Origin of the sequence: uncultured Nocardioides sp. (assembly GCF_947489365.1) — a bacterium.
In the GTDB taxonomy this organism is placed as follows: Bacteria; Actinomycetota; Actinomycetes; order Propionibacteriales; family Nocardioidaceae; genus Nocardioides.
This window is the reverse complement of record NZ_CANLDB010000002.1, coordinates 665,075-689,775: the sequence shown is the minus strand read 5'-3', so window position 1 is coordinate 689,775 and position 24,701 is coordinate 665,075. Positions and strand designations below refer to the sequence as shown.

Here is a 24,701-nt window from a genome sequence, read left to right as displayed (position 1 = left end):
CGGCCGTCGTACGGCTAGAAGCGGCCGGCCGGCTTGTGGGCGCTGAACGACATGACGAGCGCGATGACCCAGCCGATGATGGTCCAGCCGGCCAGCAGGTTGATCCAGAAGATCGTCCAGTGGTTCGACTTCCCGCGCAGCGCGGCGACGGCCCACGGCAGCATGTATCCGCCGGTCAGCAGGGCGACGAGCACCGCGACGAACGCGCTGACGGGCCGGTTGCGCTGGTCTGTCACGAAGTTGCTCATGGCGCCGAGCGTAGCGAGCGGGCGGTGGTGGGGCGGAGGTCGGCCGAGCTGCGGCTCACCGGGTCTCGTGGCTCCTCGCCAGAGCTCGTCGCACCTCGACCTCCGGATGCGCTGGCAGAGGTTGGCAGGGATCGCCGGTCTGGTCGGCAACCTCTGACATAGGCCCCGGCCCGCCCGGCTAGTTGGATCGTGGCCATGGCGCGACGCATCAGGATCGGGATCGACACGGGCGGGACGTTCACCGACGTCGTGGCCCTGGACGAGGCGAGCGGGGAGCTGGTCACCACCAAGACGCCGTCGACACCGAGCAACCCGGCGGACGGGTTCATGGCCGGCATCGAGAAGGTCCTGGGCATCCTCGGGCTCCCGCCCGGTGACGGCAGCCCGATCGCCGCGGTCAGCCACGGCACCACCGTCGCGACCAACCAGCTCCTCGAGGGCAAGGTCGACCGGCTCGGCTTCCTCACCACCGAGGGGTACGGCGCGATGCTCGAGATCGCGCGGCAGTCGGTGCCGGACGGCTACGGGAACTCGTACTTCTGGGTGAAGCCGCCGCGGATCGTGCCCCGCGACCTGGTCCGGGAGGTCGGCGGCCGCCTCGACCACACCGGTGCCGAGGTGCGTCCGTTCGACGAGGCCGGGGCGCGGCGTACGGCGCGCTGGTTCCGCGACCAGGGCATCGACACCCTCGGCGTCTGCTTCCTGCACTCCTACGCCAACGACGCCCACGAGGAGGCGATGCGGGCGGTCCTCGCCGAGGAGCACCCGGACGCCGTGGTGTCGGTGAGCAGCGAGGTGCTGCGGGAGTACCGCGAGTACGAGCGCGCCATGACCACCCTCGTCGACGCCGCCGTGAAGCCGCGCCTGAGCCGCTACGTCCGCACCATCTCCAAGCGCCTCGGGAGCTATGCGGGGCGGGCCGTCCCCTTCTACGTGATGAAGTCCAACGGCGGCGTGCTCAGCGCGGAGGAGGTCGTGCACCAGCCGATCACCACCGTCCTGTCCGGCCCCGCCGCCGGCGCGCTCGGCGCCGCGCTGATCGCCCGCACGGCGGGGTTCGACAAGGTCCTCACCTCGGACGGCGGCGGGACGTCGACCGACGTCTCCGTCGTCGTGGACGGTGACCCGACGCTCACCACCGAGGGCTCGGTGGGCGCGTTCCCGTCGAAGATCCCGATGATCGACGTGGTCACCGTCGGGGCGGGCGGCGGCTCGATCGCCTGGCTCAGCCCCGAGGGCACGCTCAAGGTGGGCCCGCACTCGGCCGGCGCCGACCCCGGTCCGCTCTGCTACGGCAAGGGCGGCGCCGACGTCACGATCACCGACGCCCACGTCGCCCTCGGCCGGATCCCTCCCCACCTGCTCGGCGGCGAGATCGGTCTGGACGTCGACGCCGCCCGCACCGGCCTCGACAAGCTCGCCGGCGACCTGGGGATCACCCCGGAGGCCGCCGCGACCGGCGTCCTCGAGATCTCCGCGTGGAATCAGGCCAACGCCCTGCGGGAGGTCACCGTCAAGCGAGGCCTCGACGTCCGCGACTTCACCCTCGTCACCTTCGGCGGGTCCGGGTCGCTGCTGCTGTGCCGCCTCATGGACGTCCTCCGCCTCCCCACCGTCCTGGTCCCGCCCGACCCCGGCAACGTCTCGGCCTTCGGGCTGCTGACCGTCGACGTCCGCAACGACGTCGTCCAGACCCACGTGGCGCTCGCCGACGACCTCGACGCGACGACGCTGGCCACGGCGTACGCGGGGCTGGTCGCCCGCGCCGACGAGGCGCTCGAGAAGGAGGGGTTCGCCCCCGACGTCCGGGTGCACCAGTGCACCGCGGACCTGCGCTACTTCGGCCAGGCCTTCGAGGTCCGGGTGCCGGTCCCGCTGCCCGACGAGCTCGACGAGGCCGCGCTCGCCGGGGTCGCCGACGCGTTCCACGCCGCCCACCGGGGCCTGTACGGCTACGACTTCGCCCACGACCCGAGCCAGCAGGTCGAGTGGGTCAACCTGCGGGTCTCCGGCATCGGGCCGATCCAGCGGCCCGAGATCGCGTCGTACGACCTCGCGCCGGGTGAGCCCGTCGAGACCGGGCGCCGTCCGGTCTGCTTCGAGGCCGCCGACGGGTACGTCGACACCCCGGTCCTCTGGCGCACCGACCTCACCCCCGGCACGACCGTGGTGGGCCCCGCGATCATCGAGGAGTTCGGCTCGACCGTGCCGCTGCACCCCGGCTTCACCGCCCGGGTGGACGCCTTCAAGAACCTGGTCATCGAACGACAGAGCATCGAGCGAGAGGGCGCACCCGCATGAGCCGCCGCGCACCGACCCAGTTCCCGTTCGGGTTCCTCACCGACGACCACGGCGCGAGCGCCGACCCGGTGCTGACCGAGATCGTCCAGGGCAGCCTGGCCGCGGTCGAGCGGGAGGTCGAGACCGCGATCGCGCGGACCAGCCGCAGCCCGATGATCCGCGACGCCCACGACTTCCGCGCCGGCATCCACGACCGGCTGCTGCGCAAGCTCACCGGCCGCTCGTACTCCGCGCTCGTCCACCCCGTCGCCCGCGACTTCCCGATCGCCGAGATGCGCGAGGGGGACGTCTTCTTCCACAACGACGTCTACCGCTCCGAGGGCGGCATCGGGCACCTGCCGGACCTCTGCGTGACGGTCCCCGTCTTCAGCGGCGCGGAGGGGGAGCGGAGGGTCGTCGCGTTCGTGCAGGCCTTCGGCCACCACGACGACATCGGCGGCGCCGTCCCCGGCTCCATGCCGTCCGGTGCGACCAGCGTCTTCTCCGAGGGTCTGATGGTGCCCCCGATCCGGCTGTGGGACGCCGGCGTCCCCAACCGGGCCGCGCTGACGATCATGACCCGCAACTCCCGGATGCCGGAGTCGCTCGCCGCCGACCTCGACGCCGAGTGCTCCGCCTGCCTCATGGGCGCGCGCCGCCTCGGTGAGCTGTTCGACCGGTACGGCACCGACGCCGTCGAGGCCTGCTTCGACGCGATCATCGACGGCTCCACCCGCACCTACCGGCGCGAGATCCTGTCCAAGATCCCCGTCGGGTCCTGGACCTGGGAGGACTACGCCGAGCACGACGGCGTCGACGAGCCCCAGCTGCACACCCAGCGGATCACGCTCACCCGCACGCCGGACGACGACCCGGGCGGTGAGCGGCTGGTCCTCGACTTCGACGGCACGTCGCCGCAGGCGAAGGGGCCGATCAACCACTGCGGCGACTACAGCGACGGCGTCTTCCTCGCGAAGTGGCTCGCGCCCATCCTGCGCAACCTCGCGGACACCCCGGAGCGCATGGCCGAGCTCGACGTCAACGAGGGCGTCGTCCCGCTGCTCGAGCTGCGGTTCCCCGAGCCCGGGACGCTGCTGACGCCGGTCTTCCCGGCGCCGACCAACGCCCGCACCTTCGTCATCCTCCGCCTGCTCGGCGTCCTCGCCGGCGTCGTCGCGAAGGCGGTCGACGGGAGGATGCCGGCCGACCAGGAGACGATCCGCTACACCGGCGTGTACGGCGAGGACCACGACGGTCGGCCGTACCTCATGCGCGAGGTCCTGGGCGGCGGCTCCGGCGGGCGCTACTACGCCGACGGCGAGGACACCATCCACGTCGTCCCCGACTCGCGGAACCTGCCGACCGAGTTCACCGAGGCCCGCTTCCCCTTCCGCGTCGAGGCGCTGAGGCTGGCGAAGGACTCCGGCGGCGCCGGGCAGTTCCGCGGCGGCCTCGGCTACGAGAAGCACGTCCGGATGCTCAAGGACGGCCACTTCATGTCCATCGCCGACCGCTCGATCCTCGCCTGCTGGGGCGTCAAGGGTGGCCTGGCCGGGTCGCCGTTCGAGGTCGTGATCGACCCGGGCGGACCCGCCGAGCGGGAGGTCGACGCCCTCGCCGACGCCGAGCCCGTGAAGGCCGGGGAGGTCATCCGGATCCGCACCACCGGCGGGGGCGGCTGGGGCGACCCGCTGCAGCGCGACCCGGCGTCCGTCGTCCGTGACGTGGTGTGGCAGAAGGTCTCGCCCGAGGCCGCGCTGGCGTCGTACGGCGTCGTGCTGACCGGGTCGTCCGAGGGGGGCGACCTCGCGTACGACGCCGACGCGACCGCCGCCGAGCGCGCCGGTCGCGCGGGGCCGGGCGAGGCGTTCTTCGATCGCGGGCCGGGCTACGCGCGCCTCGCGGCGGGGGCGACGCACGCCGCCGTCGACGTCTTGTGAGGATCGCCGTCCTCGCGGGCCGGGGCAAGACCGGCCGGGCGGTCGGCGCCGCGTTGGAGCGTCGCGGCGCGGAGGTCGTCGCGCTCGGCCGGTCGGCGGTCCTCGCCGAGGACGCCGCGGGCTGCGACGCGGCGTACGTCGTCACGCCGAACCTGCACCCCGCCGAGCCGCGGTACGTCGCCGCGGCGCTCGACGGCCTGCGGGCCGCGGGCGTGCGCCGCGTCGCCTACCACTCGGTGGCGTCGCCGTACGCGCCGGCGATGCCGCACCACGTCGGCAAGGCGGCCGCCGAGGACCTCGTCCGCCGCTCCGGCCTCGCGTGGACCGTGCTGCAGCCCGGCGCCTACGCCCAGAACCTCGACCTGACCGCCGACGTGGTCGTGCCGTACGACGTCCACGCGGTCTTCGGCTTCGCCGACCTCGCCGAGGTGGGGGAGGCGGCCGCGGTGGTGCTGACCGAGGACGGCCACGTCGGCGCGACGTACGAGCTGGCCTCGCGGGTCGCGACCGTCGCCGAGCTCGCCGGGGAGGCCGGGGTCACCGCCCGCCGCGGCGAGCCCGACCTGTCCGCCCTCGAGCCGCGCGAGGCCTCGTGGCTGCGCGCGATGTTCGCGTACTACGACACCCACGGCCTCCCCGTCGGCACCCGCGTCCTCGACGGGCTCCTCGGCCGCTGACGCGAGGGGTGGGGCGGGTGGGGTCGTTGCCTCCGGCCGACTTCCCAGGGTAGGCAGTGACGTCGTCACCTACCGCGCGAAATTCGGTGCGGGAAGTGCCGGGTTCACCACTCACCCTGGGAAGTCGGCCCCGGGTGACGGTCCGCCCGACCCGGGCCCACGCGGATGACTCAGGGACGCCCGCCGTGCGGGACGTCGACGGTGACGGCCCGGATCTCGCCCTCGCGGGCGGCGCTGCGGGCGTGCTCGTCGAAGTCGGGGGCGCAGCAGAGGAACAGGGTGCGGCCGTCGGCGCCGCCGAGCATGCAGGCGTAGACGCCGGTGCCGGGGGAGACGCTGTCGACGACCTCGCCGCCCTCCCGGACGCGGATCGCCCGGCCGCCGACGGCGTCCGCGACCCAGAGGCAGCCCTCGGCGTCGAGGCCGCAGCCGTCCGGGGCGACGGCGAGCTGGCCGATCGCCGCCCCCACCGCGCGCTCGGTCGGCACGGGGCCAAACACCGCCCAGTCGCGGCGCGGCCCGAGGGTGCCGTCGGCGCCGATGTCGAAGGCGCTGACGCGGTTGCCGAAGGTCTCGTCCACCAGCAGCGTCGCGCCGTCGTCGGTGATCACGCTGCCGTTGGGGAACCACAGGTCCTCGGCCACGGAGGTGACGGTCCCGTCGGGGTCGACGCGCAGCAGGCCGGTGGTCGCCAGGTCGGCGCCGCCCATGAGGTCGAACCCGAAGTCGCCGAGCCAGCAGCGGCCGTCGGCGTCGACGACCATGTCGTTGGGGTGGCCGCCGACGTGACCCGACACGTCGGCGTGGACGACGACCGACCCGTCGTGCTCGCGCCGCATCACCGCGGCGTCCCGCATCGACACGAAGACGGCCCGACCGTCGGGCAGCCACCCGATCCCGGACGGCTGGCCGGGCACCTCGATCTCGGTGCGCAGGTCGGAGCCGTCCTCCCGCACGGAGTAGTAGGCGTGGGTGTAGAAGTCCGCGAACCACAGTCGCCCCGCGCCGTCGTCCTCGTCGGGGCGCCACCGCGGACACTCCGTGAAGGACATGCCGCTCACGACGGTGCGGACGGGACGGTCGGCGGTCTGCGTCATCTCCGCATCCTGGCAGCGCCGGGCCGGGTGTGACAGGGCCCCGGCCAGGGAAGACTCCGGCCATGAGCACCCCGACGGGCGTCATCCCGTACGTCGAGTTCCACCAGGGCCCGAAGCGCATCCTCACCGTCCACCTCGAGGTGACCGCGGTGCTCGGGGGGACCCCCCTGCGGGCGCGCGTCGCGCCCGGCCTGTTCGTCGACGGCAGGCAGTACCTCGTCTACTGGGGCCAGGTCCACGTCGAGGTGCCGGCCGACCGTGCGGTCCACATCGGGGTCGGCGTGCAGGACGGCCTGCAGGGGGCCAGCATCCTGCTGCCCCCGGGCGAGGGTCCGGCGCACCTGCGCTACGAGGTCGGTCACGGGGGCGCGTCCCTCGTGCCGGCGCCCCCGGGCTGACCGGTCGCCTCGGCGGCGTTGGCACAACCTGACGACGGATCGGCCTCCTCGTCGTCAGCCACCACGACGACCCGACGTGTCCGGGATCACTAGGTTCGGCGCATGCGGGTCTTGGTGGCACTCGGCGGCAACGCCATGACGGGCCCCGACGGCAGCGCGCGCCCGGAGGACCAGGTCGCCGCCGCCACCCGCGCGACCGAGTCCGTCGCCGCGCTCGTGGCGGCCGGGGTGGACGTCGTCCTCACCCACGGCAACGGCCCGCAGGTCGGCAACCTGCTGGTCAAGAACGCCCTCGCCGCGCACGTCGTCCCGCCGGTCCCGCTGGACTGGTGCGGCGCCCAGACCCAGGCCACCCTCGGCTTCGTCCTGACCTGCGCCCTCGAGGCCGCCCTCGCCCGCCACGCCGTACGACGCCCGGTCGCCGCCCTCGTCACCCGCACCCTCGTCGACGGCGACGACCCCGGGTTCGGACGTCCGACCAAGCCGGTGGGCCGCTACCTGCCCGCCGACCAGGCGCGGGCGCTCGTCGAGCACGGCGAGACCTGGGAGGACCGCGGCGAGAAGGGGTGGCGCCGCGTCGTCGCCTCGCCGGAGCCGCTCGAGGTGCTCGACGCCCCGGCCGCGGCCGCGCTGATCGACGCCGGGTACGTCGTCGTCGCCAACGGCGGCGGCGGGATCCCCGTCGTCCGCGGCGAGGACGGGTCCGTCACCGGCGTCGAGGCCGTCATCGACAAGGACCTCGGCGCCGCCCTGCTCGGTCGCACCGTGGGCGCCGACGTCCTCGTGATCGGCACCGACGTCCCGTACGCCGTCCTCGGCTACGGCACCCCCGACGCCCGCGACCTGCACACCGTCACCGTCGCCGAGCTGCGCGACCACGCCGCGGCCGGCGAGTTCGCCGCCGGGTCGATGGGCCCGAAGGTCGAGGCCGCCTGCCGCTTCGTCGAGGCCGGCGGCAGCCGCGCCGTCATCACCGACCTCGACCACCTCGTGGACGCCGCCCACGGCGAGGCCGGGACGGTCGTCGTCCGCGCCTGACCTGCACGACCTGACGAACCAACGAGAGGAACCCATGCCCGACGCCATCGAAGTACGCAAGGTCCCCATCCACTCCGTCGCCGACGCCAGCGAGATGGCGAAGCTCATCGACGACGGCACGCTCCACGCCGACCGCGTGATCGCGATCATCGGCAAGACGGAGGGCAACGGCGGCGTCAACGACTACACCCGGATCATCGCCGACCGCGCGTTCCGCGAGGTGCTGGTCGAGAAGGGCGCCCCGGCCGAGCAGGTCAAGGACGTCCCGATCGTGTGGTCCGGCGGCACCGACGGCGTCATCAGCCCCCACGCCACCATCTTCGCGACCGTGCCGCCCGAGGACGTCACCCCGAGCGACGACAAGCGCCTGTCGGTCGGATACGCCATGAGCGAGGTCCTCCTGCCGGAGGACATCGGCCGCTCCGGGATGATCACCAAGGTCGCCGCCGCCGTGGAGGTCGCGATGGAGCGCGCGGGCATCACCGACGTCGCCGACGTCCACTACGTGCAGACCAAGACGCCGCTGCTGACGCTGTCGACGATCGCCGACGCCAAGTCGCGCGGCGAGACCGTCTTCACCGAGGACACGCTGCACTCGATGGACGTCTCCAACGGCGGCACGGCCCTGGGCATCGCCGTCGCGCTCGGCGAGATCGAGATGCCCGACGACTCCGAGGTCCTCAAGGACCGGGGCCTCTTCTCCAGCGTCGCCTCCTGCTCCTCGGGCGTCGAGCTCGACCGCGCCCAGGTCGTCGTGGTCGGCAACGCCCACGGTGTCGGTGGCCGCTACCGCATCGGCCACTCCGTCATGGACGACGCCCTCGACGCCGACGGCATCTGGGACGCCATCCGCGACGCTGGCCTCGACCTGCCCGAGCGCCCGCGCACCGCGGACCTCGACGGCAGGCTGGTGAACGTCTTCCTCAAGTGCGAGACGTCGTCCGACGGCAAGGTCCGTGGGCGCCGCAACGCGATGCTCGACGACTCCGACGTGCACTGGCACCGCCAGATCAAGGCGGCCGTCGGTGGCGTCACCGCCGCGGTCACCGGCGACCCGGCCGTCTTCGTGTCGGTCTCCGCGGCCCATCAGGGCCCGGAGGGCGGCGGACCGGTCGCCGCGATCGTCGACCTGGGCTGAGCCCGGACGGTTGTTGCGTCCCTGTTACACGACGAAACGCCTCGGTCACCTCCGCGCGGCCGCGCGGCCCTAGCGTCGCGGGGGTGACCGAGTGGCAGCCGGTGTGCCGGCTCGAGGACCTGCACCTCGGGTGCGGCGCGGTCGCGCTCGCCCACGGGCAGGCGCTAGCGCTGTTCCGGACGTCCGCCGACGAGGTGTACGCCGTCGGCAACCACGACCCGTTCGACCACGCGGCGACGATGAACCGGGGCGTGGTCGGCGTCCGCGACGGCGTCCCGTTCGTCGGCTCACCCCGCCACGGCCACGCCTTCGACCTGCGCACCGGCCGCTGCCTGGACGACGACCACGCCGCGGTCCCGGCGTACCCGGTGCAGGTGGTCGACGGCGTCGTCCACGTCGGACGGCGCCGGGTGGACGCCGCCTGAGGGCTGCGCAGACGTGCCGACTCGAGGCCCGTCAGGTGCGCAGACGTGCCGACTCGGCTCAGGGGCGCGCCAGCGCCCCGTCCACCAGCTCGCCGAGCAGGTCGCTCACGACGCGGGGGCGCTCCAGGGGGAGCATGTGGCCGGCGCCGGGCACGACCAGCAGCCGGGAACCGGGGCTGGCCTCGGCGATCGCGCGGGCGAAGCGCCGGGGCGTCAGCCGGTCCGCCGAGCCGACGACGACGGTGACCGCGGCGCCGGCGTACGCCGCGCAGGCCGCGCCCCGGTCGTGGCGCATGAGGTCGCGGTAGAAGCCCTCCATGGTCGCCGGCGGGCAGTTGATGATCTGGTCGACGACCAGCCCGACGTCGCGGGGCGGCTTGAGGTCGCCGAAGAGGTAGCGGCGGACGACGGCCCGCTCGGTGAGCGGCGTCCGGCGGCGCTTGGAGCGCGACAGCAGCCGAGCCCGGGAGGCGAGCAGGCGGGGGATCTGCGCGCGGACCCGCTCGCCGCCGGTCCCGGGCAGCCCGAGCGTGATGGCGTCGAGCCCGCCGCAGGCGGTCGCGCAGAACAGGACGCCGACGGTGCGGGCCACGAGGTCGGGCCGCTGCTCGGCCAGGGCCATCAGCGTCATCCCGCCGATGGAGTGGCCGGCGAGCACGAGCGGGCCGGTGGGCGCGAAGGCGTCGAGGAGGTCGCCGAGGTCACGGCCCAGGTTCGCGATCGTGCAGGCCCCCACCGGGGCGGCGTCGGAGGCTCCGTGGCCCCGCGCGTCCCAGGTGAGGACGCGGACGCGGCCGCCGTACGCCGCGAGGAGGTCGTGGACCTGGTGGTGCCAGTCCTCCCGGTCGGCGGTCCAGCAGTGGGCGAGGACGACGGTCAGCGGCGCGTCGGCGGGCCCGTCCACGCGGACGGCGAGCCGGAGGCCGTCGTGGGTCCGCAGCTCGTGCGGCGCGGGGATCGCGGTGTTCGGCACGGGGGTGACTGTGACACACCGTCGCACTCACCACACCGTGGCCGTCGCCACACGGGCACCCTCACCAGACGGTGGCGGTGGCGATCGCGGCGACCCCCTCCCCGCGGCCGGTGAGGCCGAGGCCGTCGGTGGTGGTGGCGGACACCGCGACGGTGCCGCCGGTCGCCGCGGCGAGGGCGGACTGCGCCTCGTCCCGTCGTCCGGACAGGCGCGGGCGCTCCCCGATGACCTGCACGGCGACGTGGCCGATCGTGAAGCCCGCCTCGCGGACCAGGCGGGCGGTCTCCTCGAGCAGCGCCGTCCCGGCCGCGCCGGCCCACTCCGGTCGGGAGGTCCCGAAGCGGGAGCCCAGGTCGCCGAGCCCCGCGGCGGAGAGGAGCGCGTCGCACGCGGCGTGCGCGGCGACGTCGCCGTCGGAGTGCCCGGCGAGGCCGCGCGGCTCGTCGGGCCACGCGAGGCCGGCGAGGTGCATCGGGACGCCCTCGGCGAGCCGGTGGACGTCGGTGCCGATCCCGGTGCGCGGGGGGCGGGAGGTGCTGTCGGATCCGGCGGCGCTCACACCGAGATGATGCCCGTGACGGTGCGTGGGTGAGAATCACACCCATGCGTTCTCCGCGCGGCGCCTGGTCGCTCGCCGGGCTGCTCGGCGGCCTGGCGGGTCTGGCGACCTCGCACCTGGTGGCCGCGGTGCTCCACGTCCGCTCCACACCGGTCGTGGCCGTCGCGGAGCTCGCGGTCCGCCTGACACCCACCGGGCTGATCGAGTGGGGCATCGAGGCGTTCGGCGTCTTCGACAAGGTCGCGCTGGTCATCGTCATCCTGGTGACCCTCACCGCGGTCTTCGCCTGGGCCGGCCGGCTCGGTCGCCGCTCGTGGTGGCTGACCGCGGTCCCGTACGGCGTCCTCGCCGGCATCGGGGGCGTCGCCGTCCTGCTGGTCCCCGGGGCGAACGCCTCGGTCGACCTGCTCCCGGTCCTCACCGGTCTGCTGACCTGGCTGGTGGTGACCTCGCTGCTCTGCGTGCCGCTGCGCGTGCAGGACGAGCGGGCCGCGGGCTCGGGCCGGGCGGCCACGGAGGACGGCGAGGAGGAGCCCACCGGGCTGCGCGGCGACACGCGGCGCCACCTGCTGGTGCGGATGGGCGCGGTGGGGGCGTTCGCCGTCCTCGCGGGCCTCGGCGGGGAGGTCCTCGCCCGCCGTCGGCAGGGCGTGGAGCGCGCCCGCCAGCTGCTCGGCCTGCAGGTCACCCGCCCGACCGTGCCCGCCGCCGCCCGGATCGGCGTCGACGGCGTCACCTCCTGGGAGACGCCGAACCCGTCCTTCTACGTCATCCACACGGCCTTCGCCGTCCCGACCATCGACCCGGCCGACTGGCGCCTGCGCATCCACGGGATGGTCGACCGCGAGGTCGTCCTCGACTTCGACGACCTGTTCTCCGGCAGCCTGACCGAGCGGTGGACGACGCTGAACTGCGTCTCCAACGAGGTCGGAGGCGACCTCATCGGCAACGCCTGGTGGAGCGGGATGCTCACCGCCGACGTGCTCGCTCTCGCCGGGGTGCAGGAGGGGGCGGACGCCGTCCTGCAGACCTCCGAGGACGGCTGGACGTGCGGCACCCCCCTCGAGGCCCTCACCGACGACCGCAAGGCGATGCTCGCCGTCGCGATGAACGGCGTCCCCCTGCCGGTGGAGCACGGCTTCCCGGTGCGCACGCTGGTGCCCGGCCTGTACGGCTACGTCTCGGCCTGCAAGTGGGTCGTGGACTGGGAGGTCACCCGCTTCGACCGCTTCTCGGCGTACTGGACCGAGAACGGCTGGTCCGAGCAGGGGCCGGTGAAGATCGGCTCCCGGGTCGACGTCCCCCGCTCGGGCGACGAGCTCCCCGCCGGCGACGTCATCGCCGCGGGCATGGCGTGGTTCCAGCACACCGGCATCGGCGGTGTCGAGGTCTCCCTCGACGGCGGAGCCTGGACCGCGGGCGAGGTGGCCGACTCCCGGCGCATCGACTCCTGGTTCCAGTGGCGCGCCGTGCTCCCCGACGTCCCCGCGGGCGACCACGTGCTGCGCGTCCGCGCCCTCGACCCCGACGGCGCCCCCCAGACCGGGGTCGTCGCCGACACCGTCCCCGACGGCGCCACCGGCTGGCACGAGGTCGACTTCACGGTCACGGAGGACTGAGGGCGTTCCCGCGCCACGCGCAGCGCCGGAGGTCGAGGTGCGCACGGAACAGCCGCTGGTTGAGGTGCGAACGGAGTGAGCCTCGAAACCCGGTGCAGGGTCGGTCGGTCCGTCACCGGGTTTCGAGGCTCGTCGCTGGCGCTCCTCGCACCTCAACCAGCGAGGGGGCTCACCAGTTGCGGGTGGAGCCCGCCACGCGCTTCGGGAGGGGCTGGCCGTCGCGGATCACGTAGACCAGGCCGCCGGAGGTGGGGATCCAGACGTTCTCGAACTGGGCCCGGTCGTACACGCGTCGGACGCCGTCGCGGCTCGAGGCGGCGGGGTCGTTGACGACCACGTCGCCGGTGCGGGTGAAGCCGACGATCACCAGCAGGTGGCCGTTGGACGACGAGATCGGGGCGCCGCTCAGCTGGCCCGCGTCGAAGCGGATCGAGGCCACCAGCGGGATCCCGGCGGCGATGAACCGCTCCGCCTCGCGGAGGCTCCGCAGGCGGGTGACGAAGGCGTCGGACACGTGCTGGGTCGCGTACGCCGTGTTGAACGGCCAGTTGCCGGCGCCGTCGTACCCGTGGTCGTAGCTCATCCGGGCGGCGTGGTCGACGAAGCCGGCGGTGTGGCCGGGGCCGGTCCAGGCGTACTCGGCCTCGCTGGGCAGGGCGTCGTAGTGGTCGAGCACCATCGAGACCGACGTGGGGCTGCACCACGCCTCGCCGCCGCCGCCCCACTGCGGGGAGTGGCCGCGGTGGACCATCTGGGAGTAGCGGGGGACGTCCAGGACCTTCCCGCGGGCCGGGCCCGTGCGTGACGTCGCGACCCGGGAGTCGTCCGGCAGGCGGCTGACCATCGCGCCGACCGTGTCGACCGACGGGACGCCCGTCGTCGATCCGTCGCGCTTGAACAGGGTCACCCGCAGCTGCCAGGAGTGCAGGCCGGCCGCGGTGGTCGCCTGCAGGGTGTCGACGTTGACGCGGGCCAGGTCGTCGTCCTGGCCGGAGATCGTGGTGCGCTCGCGGGCCTCGCCGGAGGTCCACTCGCCGAGGGTGTCCCAGGACGACTCGCGCCCGGCCGAGCGGCCGCGGGCTTCCACGCGGATCCAGCTGTCGCCGGGGGTGCGGGCGTCCCAGGAGGCGACCATCTCGGTGAGGCCGTAGCCGGGCCAGGTCCAGGGGGAGGTCCAGGTGCCGGCCTGGTAGCGCCGGTCGCCGACCTGACGGACGGGGGCCTTCGAGCGCAGCCTCAGCGCGCCCTTCGAGACGTAGGTGTCCTCCCGTGCGCCCTGGGCGAGCTGCTTGCCGCTGGCCCACTCCCGGTAGGTGATCAGGCGGCCGGCGGGCTCGGCCTGGGCGCGGGCGGCGGTGGGGGCCGCGGACGCCGGGGCGCCCGAGCTGGCTGAGGCGGCCGGGACGACGGCGGTGGGCAGGGTCAGCGCGGTGGCGGCCAGGGCAGGGCCGAGGAGGGCCGAGACGCCTCGCGCCGTGGGGAAGGACGGCATGGCACCAGGCTAGAGCGCGAGTCACTCCAGTCACTGCAGTCACACGTTCGGGCGTGGCGGGAGGCGTGCGGGGGGCGCACCGCACGGCCAATAGACTCGGGGGATGCCACTGCGACTGCACGACACCGCGACCAGGGAGGTCCGCGACTTCGTGCCCCTGCGCCCGGGGCACGCAGGGATCTACCTCTGCGGCCTCACCGTGCAGTCCGCGCCGCACGTCGGCCACGTGCGCAGCGGCGTCTGCTTCGACGTCCTGCGGCGCTGGCTGGAGGTCCGTGGCCACGAGGTCACGTTCATCCGCAACGTGACCGACATCGACGACAAGATCCTCGCCAAGGGCGAGGAGCAGGGCCTGGCCTGGTGGGCGCTGACGGCGGTCACCAAGCGGCAGCTCGACGAGGCCTACGCGCTGCTCAACGTGGCGCCCCCGACGTACGAGCCCGCCGCGACGGCGCACGTCCCGGAGATGCTCGAGCTCATCGGCGAGCTGATCGACCGCGGCCACGCCTACCCGGCCGCCGACGGCTCGGGCGACGTCTACTTCGACGTCGCCTCCTGGCCGGCGTACGGCGAGCTGACCCGCCAGCGCGTCGACGACATGGAGGCCGCCGAGGACGCCGACCCGCGGGGCAAGCGCGACCCCCGCGACTTCGCGCTCTGGAAGGGTGCGAAGGACTCCGAGCCGCGCACCGCGTCGTGGCCGAGCCCCTGGGGCCGTGGCCGCCCCGGCTGGCACATCGAGTGCTCCGCGATGGCGGGCAAGTACCTCGGCGACGCCTTCGACATCCACGGCGGTGGCGTCGACCTGCGCTTCCCGCACCACGAGAACGAGCAGGCCCAGTCCCGCGCCGCCGGCCAGGACTTCGCGTCGTACTGGATGCACAACGCCTGGATCACCACCTCCGGCGAGAAGATGAGCAAGTCGCTCGGCAACTCGCTGCTGGTCCCGAACGTGCTCGAGCGGGTCCGCGGGGTCGAGCTGCGCTACTACCTGGTCGCGTCGCACTACCGCTCGCACGTCGAGTTCTCCTTCGAGGCGCTCGACGAGGCCGCCGCGGCGTACCGGCGGGTCGAGGGCTTCCTCGAGCGCGCCGGTGGCACGCCGGCGGGTGACCTGCCCGACGCCCTGCCCGACGCCTTCGCCATCGCGATGGACGACGACCTCGGCACGCCCGCGGCCGTCGCCGTCCTCCACGACACGGTCCGCGCCGGCAACTCCGCGCTCGCCGCGGGCGGTGACGCGGCCGCCGAGGCCACCGCCGTCCGCGCGATGCTCGGCGTGCTCGGCGTCGACCCCGACGACCCCGCCTGGGGCGGGCGCAGCGACGACCGCCTCACCGGCGTCGTCGACGCCCTGGTCGCTGGCCTCCTCGAGGAGCGTGCACGAGCCCGCGCCGACAAGGACTGGGCCCGCGCCGACGACATCCGCGACCGCCTCAAGGCCGCCGGCGTCGAGATCACCGACACCCCCGACGGCCCCACCTGGAGCACCTGATGCCCGGAAACTCCCAGCGCCGCGGCGCGATCCGCAAGACCTCGAAGGGCCCCACCGCGGGCTCGGGGGGCCGCGTCCGCCGTGGCCTCGAGGGCCGGGGACCGACGCCCAAGGCGAAGGACCGGCCGTACCACAAGTCGTACGAGAGCGGCTCCGCGTCGAGCGGTGGCGGCAAGGGCGGCGGCAAGGCCGGACCCGGCAAGGGTGCGCGTCGCCCGCCGGGCAAGGGCAAGCGGGCCGGCGACGAGGCCGAGTGGGTCGCCGGTCGCAACCCGGTGGTCGAGGCGCTGCGCGCCGGCCTGCCGCTCACCGCGCTGTTCGTCGCGGAGGGCGCCGAGCGTGACGGCCGGATGCGGGAGGCGTTCGCCCTCGCCGCGGACCGCGGGCTGATGCTCACCTCCGCCTCCAAGGCCGACCTCGACCGGCTGACCGGCGGCGCGGTCCACCAGGGCCTCGCCGCCCGGCTGCCCGCCTTCGAGTACGCCCACCCCGACGACCTCCTGGACCGCGCGGCGGAGGCCGGGGAGCCGGCCCTGATCGTGGCGCTCGACTCCGTCACCGACCCGCGCAACCTCGGCGCCGTCATCCGCTCCGCCGCCGCGTTCGGTGCCCACGGCGTGCTCGTGCCCGAGCGTCGCGCGGCCGGCATGACCGCGTCCGCGTGGAAGACCTCGGCCGGCACGGCCGCCCGCGTGCCGGTGGCCCGGGCGACCAACCTGGTCCGCCAGCTCAAGGCGTACGCCGACGCCGGCTGCATGGTCGTCGGCCTCGCCGGGGACGGCGACGTCTCCCTGCCCGGCCTGGAGCTCGCCGACGGGCCGCTGGTGCTCGTCGTCGGCGCCGAGGACGACGGCCTCGCGCGCCTCACCCGTGAGACCTGCGACCAGATCGTGTCCATCCCGATGGCACCGGGGATCGAGTCCCTCAACGCCGGCGTGGCCGCCGGTGTCGCCCTCTACGAGATCGCCCGGACGCGCGGGTGAGCGAGGCGTCGGGCGGACGTTCGACCCGACGGGTGGCGCTCAAGGTCCTGTTCCTGACCCTGGTGTGGGCCGTCGTGGCGGTGCCGGTCGCCGTCACCGCCTTCCTCGGGGGCAGCCGTGAGGTCGAGCTGGCGAGCCACGACGTGACGGTCAGCCCGACCCGCGAGCCCTGGGTGACCGTCCACAGCGGACCGGTGCTGCCCGACGTACGCCTGCCGTCGCCGCAGCCCCTCGGCGTCGACATCACGCTCGGCAAGACCGAGGCGTCGACCACCCAGGAGCTCGTCGACCGCTACGCCTTCATCGCCAGCCAGCCCCAGGGCCAGGTCGAGATCGTGCGCGGCGCGGTCGTCGACATGGCCGTCGCCGCCGGGCTCCGCGGGGCGGTGGCCGGCACGCTCCCGGTGCTGGTGTGGGTGCTCGTGGGCCGTGCGCGCCGCGTCGAGCTGCTCCGACGCACCCGCACCCCCGGCGGGCTCGTGGTGGTCTCCGGGGTGGCCCTGGCGGTCCTGCTGGTCTGGCAGCCGTGGTCGGGCGTCCCCGAGGAGCTCACCGACGACGAGCGGTGGGAGGGCCTGCAGGAGTTCGTCGGCGACGCCGTGACCGTGCCCGACGGGGTCGGGGCGGTGCAGGTCCGCGCCGACGTCACGACGGTCCAGACCCGGGGGCTGATCCAGGGCGCGGTCGACACCTACGAGCAGGCCCAGGACTGGTACGACGAGGCGCGCGACGCCGCCACCGACCTCGCCGACGACCTGCGGCAGCCCGAGGAGGACGAGACGGTCGTCGTCCTCGTCTCGGACCGGCACGACAACATCGGCATGGACCCCGTCGCCCGCGCGATCGCCGACGCGGGCGGGGCGACCGCCGTGTACGACGCCGGCGACGACACCTCCTCGGGCAAGTCCTGGGAGGCGTTCAGCCTGGACTCCCTCGACGCCGCCTTCTCCGACCTCGACCGGTGGTCGGTCACCGGCAACCACGACGCGGGCGCGTTCGTGCCCCGCTACCTCGCGGAGAAGGGCTGGGACGTCCTCGACGGCGAGGCCGTCGACGGACCCGGTGGTGCCCGCCTGCTGGGCGTGCCCGACCCCCGGGCGAGCAGCTTCACCCCCGACCGGTCGGCGGTCGGCGCCTCCTTCGACGAGATCCGCCAGGACCTCGCCGACGACCTGTGCGCGCTCGACGCCGACGACGAGCGGGTCGACACGCTGCTGGTCCACGACGCGAACCTCGGCAACGCCGCCCTCGCCCGCGGCTGCGTCGACCTGGTGCTCGGCGGCCACGTCCACTCCCGCATCGGTCCCGAGGCGTACGAGGGCTCGAACGGCGAGCGCGGCGTCCGCTTCACCACCGGCACGACCGGCGGGGCGGCGTACTCGATCGCCGTGGGCAGCAAGCCCCGTCGCGAGGCGATGGTGACCCTGCTGACCTACCGCGACGGCGCCGCCGTGGGCCTGCAGTGGGTGACCCTGCAGACCACCGGCGACTTCACGGCGGGGGAGTACGTCGAGCTCGCGGACGTCGAGATCGCCGAGGACCCCCTGTCCGGGGTCCCCGCCGAGCCGACCGAGGAGGAGCCCCAGCTGGGGCCCGAGGACGCCGAGCCCACGACCTGAGCGCGCCCCCGTCGCTGGTCGAGCAGCCCGCGAGCGCAGCGAGCGCGCCCCTACCGCTGGTCGAGCAGCCTGCGAGCGCAGCGAGTGCGCCCCCACCGGTGGTCGAGCAGCCCGCGAGCGCAGCGAGCGCGCGTCGTCGAGACCCGGTGGGGCGCCCGGCGGCGGTGGTCTCGACGACGCGGACTCGCTGGCGCGAGTCTGCTGCTCGACCGGCTTGAACGCGGACCCGCTGGCGCGAGTCTGCTGCTCGACCGACTGAAGGAGCCCCGGTGGTCGAGCAGCCCGCGAGCGCAGCGAGCGCGCGTCGTCGAGACCCGGTGAGGCGCCTGGCGGCGGTGGTCTCGACGACGCGGACTCGCTGGCGCGAGTCTGCTGCTCGACCGGCTTGAACGCGGACTCGCTGGCGCGAGTCTGCTGCTCGACCGGCTGAAGGAGGCCCGGTGGTCGAGCAGCCCGCGAGCGCAGCGAGCGCGCGTCGTCGAGACCCGGTGAGGACCGCGCGGCGTCAGCGGCGGTAGCCGTAGACCTTGTCGTGGCGCCGGGCGTACTCGACGCCGCGGGTGCGGTTCTCCGCGGCGTCGGCCTGCAGCTGCCCCGGCAGGGCGACCCGGCAGGACGCACCGCGGCAGTCGCGCAGCTCGTCCCAGACCCCGCGCAGCAGTCGCTGCTGCTCGGCGTACGCCGGGTCGCGGATGACGCTGCGCTGCTGGAACGGGTCCCGCTGCAGGTCGTACAGCTCGTCCTGCCCGCCGCGGTTGCGGAAGTAGGCCCAGCGTGAGGTCCGCACCCCGATCTCGGTGCGGGGGCCGGAGAAGCCGGCCTTCTTCCGCAGCGGGCTGGTCCGGACGGCCTCGGTGGGGACGGCCTGCGTCCACCCCTGGTCGGCGGTGAGGGTGTCGACGCGGCTGGTGCCGTCGAGGCCCCACGGCAGGTCGGCCTCGGCGAGGTCGAGCAGGGTCGCGGACAGGTCGACGGTCGAGACCGGGTCGTAGCGGGTCCCGCCGGAGCGCAGGCCGGGACCGGTCATCACGAGCGGCACCCGCAGCGACGGGTCGTGGGGCCAGACCTTGCCCTGGCGCATGCGGTGCTCGCCGAGGAAGTAGCCGTTGTCGGAGGTGAAGGCGAGGACGGTGTCCTGCCACTCGCCGCGCTTCTTCAGGGCCTTGACGAGGCGGCCGACCTGGCGGTCCATCACGTGGATGGACTCGGCCCGCTGGCGGGTGAGCTCGCGGACGGCGGCCCACTCGCGGGAGGTCGGCTCGGTCAGGGTGCGCATCCGCGGCGGCTTGTCGGAGTTGTCGCGCTCGGCGGGCCCGCCGCGGCGCGGACGGCCCGGCGGGTGGGAGATGACGTCGTCGTACCGGCCCTTGACCCAGTCCGGTCGGGCGGGGGTGGCCGCCAGGTAGGTGCGGCCCTTCGTGTCCTTCATCGGCCGCGGGTCGTCGGGCTCGTCGGGGCCGCCGAAGTGGGGCGCGACGTAGTTGAGGTAGAGGAAGAACGGCTTGCGCCCCGCCACCGACCGCATGGTGCTGATCGACAGGTCGCCGATGACGTCGCTCTGGTAGCGGCCCTCGTAGCTGTTGTCGATGCGCCCGTTGCGGTTGTACGGCGTGTCGAAGTAGTAGTACGTGCCGCCGTGGATGCCCTCGCGGCCCGGGTTCTCGATGGCGGCGTGCCACTCGTCCCAGCCGCGCGGCACGTAGCGGTACGACGGCCGCCCGCTCACCTTCGAGTCCATGACGCCGTAGCCGTTCAGGTACTTGCCGACGAAGCCCGTCTCGTAGCCCGCGCCACGCATCGCGGTCGCGAGCGTGCGGGAGTCGTCGAACGCGCCGTACCCCCAGGGCTTGCTGTGGCTCCAGACCTCGTGGTTGCGCGCGAGGCGGCCGGTGAGGAACGAGGCCCGGGCCGGGCAGCACAGCGGGTAGTTCGAGAACGCGTTGCGGAAGGTCAGGCCCTGTTTCGCGACGAGCTTGCGGATCTGCGGGGCGAAGCGCAGGTCGTCGAACCGCATGTCGTCGGCCATGACGACCACGAGGTTCGGCTTGCGCGGCATGCCCGGCGGCCGGGCCCCGTCGTCGGGCGCGGACGCCCCCGCCGGTGGCGACGCCGGGGCGCGCCCCGCGGGCACCAGGAGGTTGACCCCCACCACCAGTGCCACGGCGAGCAGCACGGCGAGTGCCGCCGTCCCCACGTGCTCCCTGCTCGTCACGGTCGTCCCCTCGTCGGTGTTGCGGTGGTCCTCCCCTCAGGGAGGACGCCCCAAACGCGTCTGGGGTTGCCCCGACGCGGGGCCTACCATGGGCGACATGTCCTTGGACGTCCAAAGAATTCTCCCGTCCTCCGAGGCGACCGACCTGATCGGGCTCGTGCGTGACATCGCCCGGGAGGAGCTGGCGCCCCAGGTGGACGCCGCCGAGGCGGCGTCGCTGTTCCCCGCCGAGGCCTACGCCCTGCTCGGCAAGTCGGGCCTGATGAGCCTGCCGTTCGAGGAGCGGTGGGGTGGCGGCGAGCAGCCGTACGAGGTGTACCTCCAGGTCATCGAGGAGATCGCGGCGGTCTGGCCGAGCGTCGCGGTGGGGACGTCGGTCCACGCACTGACGGCGACCGTGCTCGACAAGAACGGCACCGACGAGCAGCGGGGGACCTGGCTGCCGCGGATGCTGGGCGGGGAGTGGCTGGGCGCGTACTGCCTCTCCGAGGCGCAGGCCGGCTCGGACGTCTCGGGGATCCGGACGAAGGCGGTCCGCGAGGGTGACGAGTACGTCGTCACCGGCACCAAGCAGTGGATCAGCAACGGCCCGCACGCCGACTACTACGTGCTCTTCGCCCGCACCTCCGACGACGGCCGCTCCGGGCTGTCGTCGTTCCTGGTGCCCGCGGACTCGCCCGGCATCAGCCACGGCGCGCCCGAGAAGAAGATGGGGCTGCACTGCGACCCCACCAGCACGGTGACCTTCGACGGCACCCGGGTGCCGGTCTCCCAGCGGATCTCCGACGAGGGCCGCGGCATGGCCGTCGCCCTCTCCGCGCTGGACGCCGGCCGGCTCGGCATCGCCGCCGTCGCGACGGGCATCGCGCACGCGGCCCTGTCGCTGGCGACGTCGTACGCGAAGGAGCGGCAGCAGTTCGGCCAGCGGATCGGTGACTTCCAGGGGATGCAGTTCCTGCTCGCCGACATGGCGGCCGCGGTCGGCGCCGCGCGGGCGACGTACCTGCACGCCGCGCGGCTCAAGGACGCCGGCCAGCCGTTCGGGTCGGAGGCCAGCATCGCGAAGCTCACCGCGACCGACGCCGCCATGAAGGTGACCACCGACGCCGTCCAGGTGCTCGGCGGGGCCGGCTACACCACGGACTTCGCCGCCGAGCGTCTCTTCCGCGACGCCAAGGTCACCCAGATCTTCGAGGGCACCAACCAGATCCAGCGCATGGTGATCGGCCGCTCGCTCCTGAAGTGAAGCCGAGATCCGGTGAGGTTGATTGCGGTCAGAACCAGACCGCTTGACGGGTCATGCTCAGACCATGACCCGCACCGTCGCGCAGAAGATGGGCGTCCGCGAGGGATCGCGCGGCCGCCACGTCGGCCTTCCCGCCCCCGTGGCGACGTCCCTCGGGCTCCCCGCACTCGTCTGGGTGGACGACGGGCCCGTCGACTACCTGCACCTCGCGGTCGTGACCGCCGACGAGATGCGGACGGTGCTGCCGCCCCTGGTCGGGAGCCTCGCGCCCCGCGGCACGCTCTGGGTCTCGTGGCCGAAGGGCCGCCGGCTGGGCTCGGACCTGACCCTGCCCCGCGTCATCGAGGTGGCGTACGACGCCGGGCTGGTCGAGAGCACCTGTCTGCGGGTCGACGAGACCTGGGCGGGCCTGAAGCTCACCCACCCCAAGCCCGGCAAGGTCTACGCCAACAGCTACGGCACGCTGCCCTGGCAGCGCTGAGCTGCGCAGACGTGCCGAGTCGAGGGCTCTGAGCTGCGCAGACGTGCCGACTCGAGGGCTCTGAGCTGCGCAGACGTGCCGACTCGAGGGCTCTGGGGTGCGCAGACGTGCCGAGTCGACCCCGGCGCTACTCCGTCGCCACGGCCTCCTCCGGGTGGGCCGGGAGGACGGTGGCGAAGTAGTCCCGCGCGGCGTCGAAGATGTCGACGCCCTCGCCGGCGCGCTCGGAGAGGTACCAGCGGTGCTCGAGGATCTCGTGGAAGATCTCGGCCTGCTCCAGCTTGCCGTGGCCGCCCGGGGGGACCATCGCCATGATCGGCTCGTAGATCTGCGTCATCCACCGGTTCGCGACGAGGGAGCGGTCCTCGCGGCCGAGGTCGAGGTGGGCGGTGAAGGCCGCGAGGTCGTTGAGCAGGCGGCGGGCCTGCCCGTCCTCGACGTTCATCCCCGTCAGCGACTGGAGCTCGCGGCAGTGGTGCCCCAGCTCGACCACCTTGGGCTGGATCCGGATCTCGTCGCCGCCGAGGTCGGTGACGATGTCGAGCTCGTCCACGTCGAAGCCGAGGTCGTTGAGCCGCTCGATGCGCTGCTCGATGCGCCACATCTCGTCGGCGCCGAACCGCTCCTCGCCGGTCAGCTCCGTCCACAGGGCGTCGTACCGCTCACGGATCAGGTCGACGACCTCGTGGGCGCGCAGCTCGCCCTCGACGGTCTGCGCGGCCTGCAGGTCGAGCAGCTCGGCGAAGACGTTCTCGCAGCCGACGGTGACGTCGTGCTCGCGCATCCCGTCCGACAGGGTCGGACGCAGCTCCCCGGTCTCCGCGTCGACGAGGTACGCCGAGAACGACCCGGCGTTGCGCCGGAACAGCACGTTCGACAGCGACACGTCACCCCAGTAGAAGTCCGAGAGGTGCAGCCGCACCAGCAGGACGACGAGCGCGTCGACCAGCGCCGGCAGGTTGTCGGCGCGCAGGCCGTGGCTGAAGAGGCTGCGGTAGGGCAGCGAGAAGCGCAGGTGCTCGGTGATGAGCGCCGCCGGGAGCTCCTCGCCGTCCGCGCCGGTGCGCCCGGCGACCACCCCCTGGGGGACGACGGCGGGCAGGCCGAGGCGGTGCAGGTCGCGCAGCGTCCGGTACTCCCGGAACGCGATCGGCTCCTGCGTCTCCTTCACCGCGTAGGTCCGGTCGCGGAGCCGGATGATCCGCACGACGTGCCGCGAGAGGCCCCGGGGGAGGGGCACCAGGTACTCCGACCCCCAGTCCTCCAGCGGGGTCGACCACGGCAGCGTGACGATCGCCGGGTCGGGCCGGCTCGCGACGATGCGCAGGGCCGGGTGGGTGGACGAGGGCATGGTCCTCAGTATGGTGCCGGGCGTGCCCTGTGAGGTCGATCTGCCGCCCGACGAGCCCGCGCTGGTACGGCGGGTCTGGGACGACCTCGGCCTGCCGGGGCTGGTCGACGTCCACACCCACTTCATGCCCGACCGGGTGCAGCAGAAGGTCTGGGCGTTCTTCGACGCCGTCGAGGAGCGCACCGGGACCGCGTGGCCCGTCGCCTACCGGCTGCCCGACGAGGTCCGCGCCGAGCGACTCCGTGCGTACGGCGTCCGCGCGTTCACGGCGTTGGCCTACCCGCACAAGCCCGACATGGCCGCGTGGCTGAACGACTGGACCCTCGCCTTCGCGGACCGGACACCGGGCTGCGTGGGCTCCGCGACGTTCTTCCCCGAGCCGGGCGCCCCGGCGTACGTCGCCGCCGCGCTCGAGGCCGGCGCACGGGTGTTCAAGGCGCACGTGCAGGTCGGGGCGTACGACCCCTCCGACCCGCTGCTCGACGGCGTCTGGGGCCTGCTCGCCGAGGCCGGCGTCCCGACCGTCATCCACGCCGGCTCCGGGCCGCACCCCGGCCGCTTCACCGGCCCGGGCCCCGTCGCCGAGGTCCTCCGCCGCCACCCCGACCTCCCGCTGGTGGTCGCCCACCTCGGCATGCCCGAGTACGACGAGTTCCTGACGCTGGCCGAGACCCACCGAGGTGTGCACCTCGACACCACGATGGCGTTCACCGACTACATCACCCCCAGCCACCCGTTCCCGGACGCGCTGCTCGGCCGGCTGGCCGCCGCGGGCGACAAGATCGTGCTGGGCACCGACTTCCCGACCATCCCGCACCCCTACCTCCACCAGCTCGAGGCCGTCGTGGGTCTCGGCCTGGGCGAGGACTGGCTCCGGGCCGTCCTGCACGACAACGGGGCGCGGCTGCTGCGCCTCGACGCCGCCTGACGCCGTTCCGACTGCGCGCGGTCAGGCCGCCCCGCCGCCGGGCTCCAGGAACACCGCTCCGGGCCCGCGGACGGCGGCCCGGTCACCCGGGTTGTTCAGGGCGCAGGTGCTGAGGCTGAGGCAGCCGCACCCGATGCAGCCGTCGAGGTTGTCCCGCAGGCGCTCGATGCGCTCGATCTGGGCGTCCAGGCGGGAGCGCCAGGACGCTGAGAGCCGCGCCCAGTCCGCGCGCGTCGGCGTCCGCGAGGAGGGGAGGGTGGCGAGCGCCTCGCCGATCTCCTCCAGCGTCAGCCCGACCCGCTGCGCCGCCCGGACGAACGCGATGCGCCGCAGCGTGCCGGCGTCGTACCGGCGCTGGTTGCCCGTCGTCCGCGTGGCCGCGACCAGGCCGCGGGCCTCGTAGAACCGGATCGCGGACGTGCTCACCCCCGAGCGCTCCGCCACCTGGCCGATGGTGAGCTGCGTCATGGCCCGAGGATGTCTCGACCTCGATCGAGGTTCA

The 24,701-nt window shown here is 73.9% G+C and carries 22 protein-coding genes; 14 read left to right on the top strand and 8 right to left on the bottom strand.

Features of this window, described 5'->3' with window-relative positions; genetic code table 11:
• Positions 1-14: 14 nt before the first annotated feature.
• A complete protein-coding gene (locus tag Q0858_RS08715) occupies positions 15-248 on the bottom strand; it encodes a superinfection immunity protein (RefSeq protein WP_299052810.1) in 234 nt (77 codons plus the stop codon).
• A 195-nt stretch (positions 249-443) separates the two neighbouring features.
• On the opposite strand from Q0858_RS08715, the gene Q0858_RS08710 reads away from it, so the two are divergent.
• From Q0858_RS08710 to Q0858_RS08700, 3 genes are read left to right on the top strand one after another with little or no spacing between them, the layout of a single operon-like run.
• Entirely contained in the window at positions 444-2,549 is a 2,106-nt protein-coding gene (locus Q0858_RS08710) for a hydantoinase/oxoprolinase family protein (protein WP_299052807.1), read from the top strand.
• On the top strand, positions 2,546-4,468 hold the full coding sequence (locus tag Q0858_RS08705; RefSeq protein ID WP_299052804.1) for a hydantoinase B/oxoprolinase family protein: 1,923 nt from the start codon (positions 2,546-2,548) through the stop codon (positions 4,466-4,468). The genes Q0858_RS08710 and Q0858_RS08705 overlap by 4 nt, the downstream gene beginning before the upstream one ends.
• Entirely contained in the window at positions 4,465-5,145 is a 681-nt protein-coding gene (locus Q0858_RS08700; RefSeq protein WP_299052801.1) for an NAD(P)H-binding protein, read from the top strand. The genes Q0858_RS08705 and Q0858_RS08700 overlap by 4 nt, the downstream gene beginning before the upstream one ends.
• Positions 5,146-5,315: 170 nt before the next feature.
• Here the strand turns inward: Q0858_RS08700 and Q0858_RS08695 are convergent, their stop codons facing one another.
• The gene (locus Q0858_RS08695) at positions 5,316-6,242 is read right to left on the bottom strand and encodes an SMP-30/gluconolactonase/LRE family protein (RefSeq protein ID WP_299052800.1); all 927 of its coding nucleotides are present in this window, start codon (positions 6,240-6,242) and stop codon (positions 5,316-5,318) included.
• A gap of 62 nt (positions 6,243-6,304) precedes the next feature.
• On the opposite strand from Q0858_RS08695, the gene Q0858_RS08690 reads away from it, so the two are divergent.
• From Q0858_RS08690 to nirD, 4 genes are all read left to right on the top strand, one after another.
• Positions 6,305-6,640, top strand: coding sequence for a hypothetical protein (locus Q0858_RS08690; RefSeq protein WP_299052797.1), 336 nt, complete (start codon positions 6,305-6,307; stop codon positions 6,638-6,640).
• A 102-nt stretch (positions 6,641-6,742) separates the two neighbouring features.
• Positions 6,743-7,678, top strand: a complete 936-nt coding sequence (arcC, locus tag Q0858_RS08685; RefSeq protein ID WP_299052794.1) for a carbamate kinase — start codon at positions 6,743-6,745, stop codon at positions 7,676-7,678.
• Between the two features lie 34 nt (positions 7,679-7,712).
• The gene (locus tag Q0858_RS08680) at positions 7,713-8,816 is read left to right on the top strand and encodes a ring-opening amidohydrolase (RefSeq protein WP_299052792.1); all 1,104 of its coding nucleotides are present in this window, start codon (positions 7,713-7,715) and stop codon (positions 8,814-8,816) included.
• Between the two features lie 83 nt (positions 8,817-8,899).
• The gene (nirD, locus tag Q0858_RS08675) at positions 8,900-9,241 is read left to right on the top strand and encodes a nitrite reductase small subunit NirD (protein ID WP_299052789.1); all 342 of its coding nucleotides are present in this window, start codon (positions 8,900-8,902) and stop codon (positions 9,239-9,241) included.
• A 58-nt stretch (positions 9,242-9,299) separates the two neighbouring features.
• On the opposite strand, the gene Q0858_RS08670 is transcribed toward nirD, so the two are convergent.
• Both Q0858_RS08670 and ispF read right to left on the bottom strand, forming a co-directional pair.
• A complete protein-coding gene (locus Q0858_RS08670) occupies positions 9,300-10,214 on the bottom strand; it encodes an alpha/beta hydrolase (protein WP_299052788.1) in 915 nt (304 codons plus the stop codon).
• 61 nt (positions 10,215-10,275) lie between these two features.
• Positions 10,276-10,773, bottom strand: a complete 498-nt coding sequence (ispF, locus tag Q0858_RS08665; protein ID WP_299052786.1) for a 2-C-methyl-D-erythritol 2,4-cyclodiphosphate synthase — start codon at positions 10,771-10,773, stop codon at positions 10,276-10,278.
• A 44-nt stretch (positions 10,774-10,817) separates the two neighbouring features.
• On the opposite strand from ispF, the gene Q0858_RS08660 reads away from it, so the two are divergent.
• Entirely contained in the window at positions 10,818-12,392 is a 1,575-nt protein-coding gene (locus tag Q0858_RS08660; RefSeq protein ID WP_299052783.1) for a molybdopterin-dependent oxidoreductase, read from the top strand.
• A 169-nt stretch (positions 12,393-12,561) separates the two neighbouring features.
• Here the strand turns inward: Q0858_RS08660 and Q0858_RS08655 are convergent, their stop codons facing one another.
• A complete protein-coding gene (locus tag Q0858_RS08655) occupies positions 12,562-13,884 on the bottom strand; it encodes a C39 family peptidase (protein WP_299052781.1) in 1,323 nt (440 codons plus the stop codon).
• Between the two features lie 103 nt (positions 13,885-13,987).
• On the opposite strand from Q0858_RS08655, the gene cysS reads away from it, so the two are divergent.
• The 3 genes from cysS to Q0858_RS08640 are packed head-to-tail and all read left to right on the top strand — an operon-like array spanning position 13,988 to position 17,981.
• Positions 13,988-15,379, top strand: coding sequence for a cysteine--tRNA ligase (cysS, locus tag Q0858_RS08650; protein WP_299052778.1), 1,392 nt, complete (start codon positions 13,988-13,990; stop codon positions 15,377-15,379).
• Complete coding sequence (gene rlmB, locus Q0858_RS08645; protein WP_299052776.1) at positions 15,379-16,362, top strand: 23S rRNA (guanosine(2251)-2'-O)-methyltransferase RlmB; 984 nt, start codon at positions 15,379-15,381, stop codon at positions 16,360-16,362. Before cysS ends, rlmB begins: the two co-directional genes overlap by 1 nt.
• A gap of 32 nt (positions 16,363-16,394) precedes the next feature.
• Positions 16,395-17,981: a metallophosphoesterase gene (locus Q0858_RS08640; RefSeq protein WP_299052774.1), complete on the top strand. Its 1,587-nt coding sequence runs from the start codon at positions 16,395-16,397 to the stop codon at positions 17,979-17,981.
• A gap of 505 nt (positions 17,982-18,486) precedes the next feature.
• Here the strand turns inward: Q0858_RS08640 and Q0858_RS08635 are convergent.
• Positions 18,487-20,193 (bottom strand): sulfatase, encoded by a 1,707-nt coding sequence (locus Q0858_RS08635; RefSeq protein WP_299052772.1) that lies wholly within the window; start codon positions 20,191-20,193, stop codon positions 18,487-18,489.
• 97 nt (positions 20,194-20,290) lie between these two features.
• Here Q0858_RS08635 and Q0858_RS08630 point away from each other — a divergent pair, with 97 nt between their 5' ends.
• Complete coding sequence (locus tag Q0858_RS08630) at positions 20,291-21,439, top strand: acyl-CoA dehydrogenase family protein (protein WP_366916002.1); 1,149 nt, start codon at positions 20,291-20,293, stop codon at positions 21,437-21,439.
• A 64-nt stretch (positions 21,440-21,503) separates the two neighbouring features.
• Positions 21,504-21,920 carry a hypothetical protein gene (locus Q0858_RS08625; RefSeq protein WP_299052770.1) on the top strand — a complete coding sequence of 139 codons (417 nt, stop codon included), beginning with the start codon at positions 21,504-21,506 and terminating at the stop codon, positions 21,918-21,920.
• Between the two features lie 127 nt (positions 21,921-22,047).
• Here the strand turns inward: Q0858_RS08625 and Q0858_RS08620 are convergent, their stop codons facing one another.
• On the bottom strand, positions 22,048-23,271 hold the full coding sequence (locus Q0858_RS08620) for a DUF4032 domain-containing protein (RefSeq protein WP_299052769.1): 1,224 nt from the start codon (positions 23,269-23,271) through the stop codon (positions 22,048-22,050).
• Between the two features lie 22 nt (positions 23,272-23,293).
• Here Q0858_RS08620 and Q0858_RS08615 point away from each other — a divergent pair, with 22 nt between their 5' ends.
• Positions 23,294-24,199 (top strand): amidohydrolase family protein, encoded by a 906-nt coding sequence (locus Q0858_RS08615; RefSeq protein ID WP_299052766.1) that lies wholly within the window; start codon positions 23,294-23,296, stop codon positions 24,197-24,199.
• Between the two features lie 21 nt (positions 24,200-24,220).
• On the opposite strand, the gene soxR is transcribed toward Q0858_RS08615, so the two are convergent.
• Complete coding sequence (gene soxR, locus Q0858_RS08610; RefSeq protein WP_299052763.1) at positions 24,221-24,667, bottom strand: redox-sensitive transcriptional activator SoxR; 447 nt, start codon at positions 24,665-24,667, stop codon at positions 24,221-24,223.
• Positions 24,668-24,701: the final 34 nt, after the last annotated feature.

Excerpts from the sequence above, each read along its gene's own strand:
- Q0858_RS08690 (WP_299052797.1), top strand. The coding sequence starts at position 6,305 with ATGAGCACCCCGACGGGCGTCATCCCGTACGTCGAGTTCCACCAGGGC.
- arcC (WP_299052794.1), top strand. The coding sequence starts at position 6,743 with ATGCGGGTCTTGGTGGCACTCGGCGGCAACGCCATGACGGGCCCCGAC.
- Q0858_RS08620 (WP_299052769.1), bottom strand. The coding sequence starts at position 23,271 with ATGCCCTCGTCCACCCACCCGGCCCTGCGCATCGTCGCGAGCCGGCCC.
- Q0858_RS08715 (WP_299052810.1), bottom strand. The coding sequence starts at position 248 with ATGAGCAACTTCGTGACAGACCAGCGCAACCGGCCCGTCAGCGCGTTC.
- cysS (WP_299052778.1), top strand. The coding sequence starts at position 13,988 with ATGCCACTGCGACTGCACGACACCGCGACCAGGGAGGTCCGCGACTTC.
- rlmB (WP_299052776.1), top strand. The coding sequence starts at position 15,379 with ATGCCCGGAAACTCCCAGCGCCGCGGCGCGATCCGCAAGACCTCGAAG.
- Q0858_RS08710 (WP_299052807.1), top strand. The coding sequence starts at position 444 with ATGGCGCGACGCATCAGGATCGGGATCGACACGGGCGGGACGTTCACC.
- Q0858_RS08705 (WP_299052804.1), top strand. The coding sequence starts at position 2,546 with ATGAGCCGCCGCGCACCGACCCAGTTCCCGTTCGGGTTCCTCACCGAC.
- Q0858_RS08695 (WP_299052800.1), bottom strand. The coding sequence starts at position 6,242 with ATGACGCAGACCGCCGACCGTCCCGTCCGCACCGTCGTGAGCGGCATG.
- soxR (WP_299052763.1), bottom strand. The coding sequence starts at position 24,667 with ATGACGCAGCTCACCATCGGCCAGGTGGCGGAGCGCTCGGGGGTGAGC.
- Q0858_RS08625 (WP_299052770.1), top strand. The coding sequence starts at position 21,504 with ATGACCCGCACCGTCGCGCAGAAGATGGGCGTCCGCGAGGGATCGCGC.
- Q0858_RS08660 (WP_299052783.1), top strand. The coding sequence starts at position 10,818 with ATGCGTTCTCCGCGCGGCGCCTGGTCGCTCGCCGGGCTGCTCGGCGGC.
- Q0858_RS08655 (WP_299052781.1), bottom strand. The coding sequence starts at position 13,884 with ATGCCGTCCTTCCCCACGGCGCGAGGCGTCTCGGCCCTCCTCGGCCCT.
- Q0858_RS08680 (WP_299052792.1), top strand. The coding sequence starts at position 7,713 with ATGCCCGACGCCATCGAAGTACGCAAGGTCCCCATCCACTCCGTCGCC.
- Q0858_RS08630 (WP_366916002.1), top strand. The coding sequence starts at position 20,291 with ATGTCCTTGGACGTCCAAAGAATTCTCCCGTCCTCCGAGGCGACCGAC.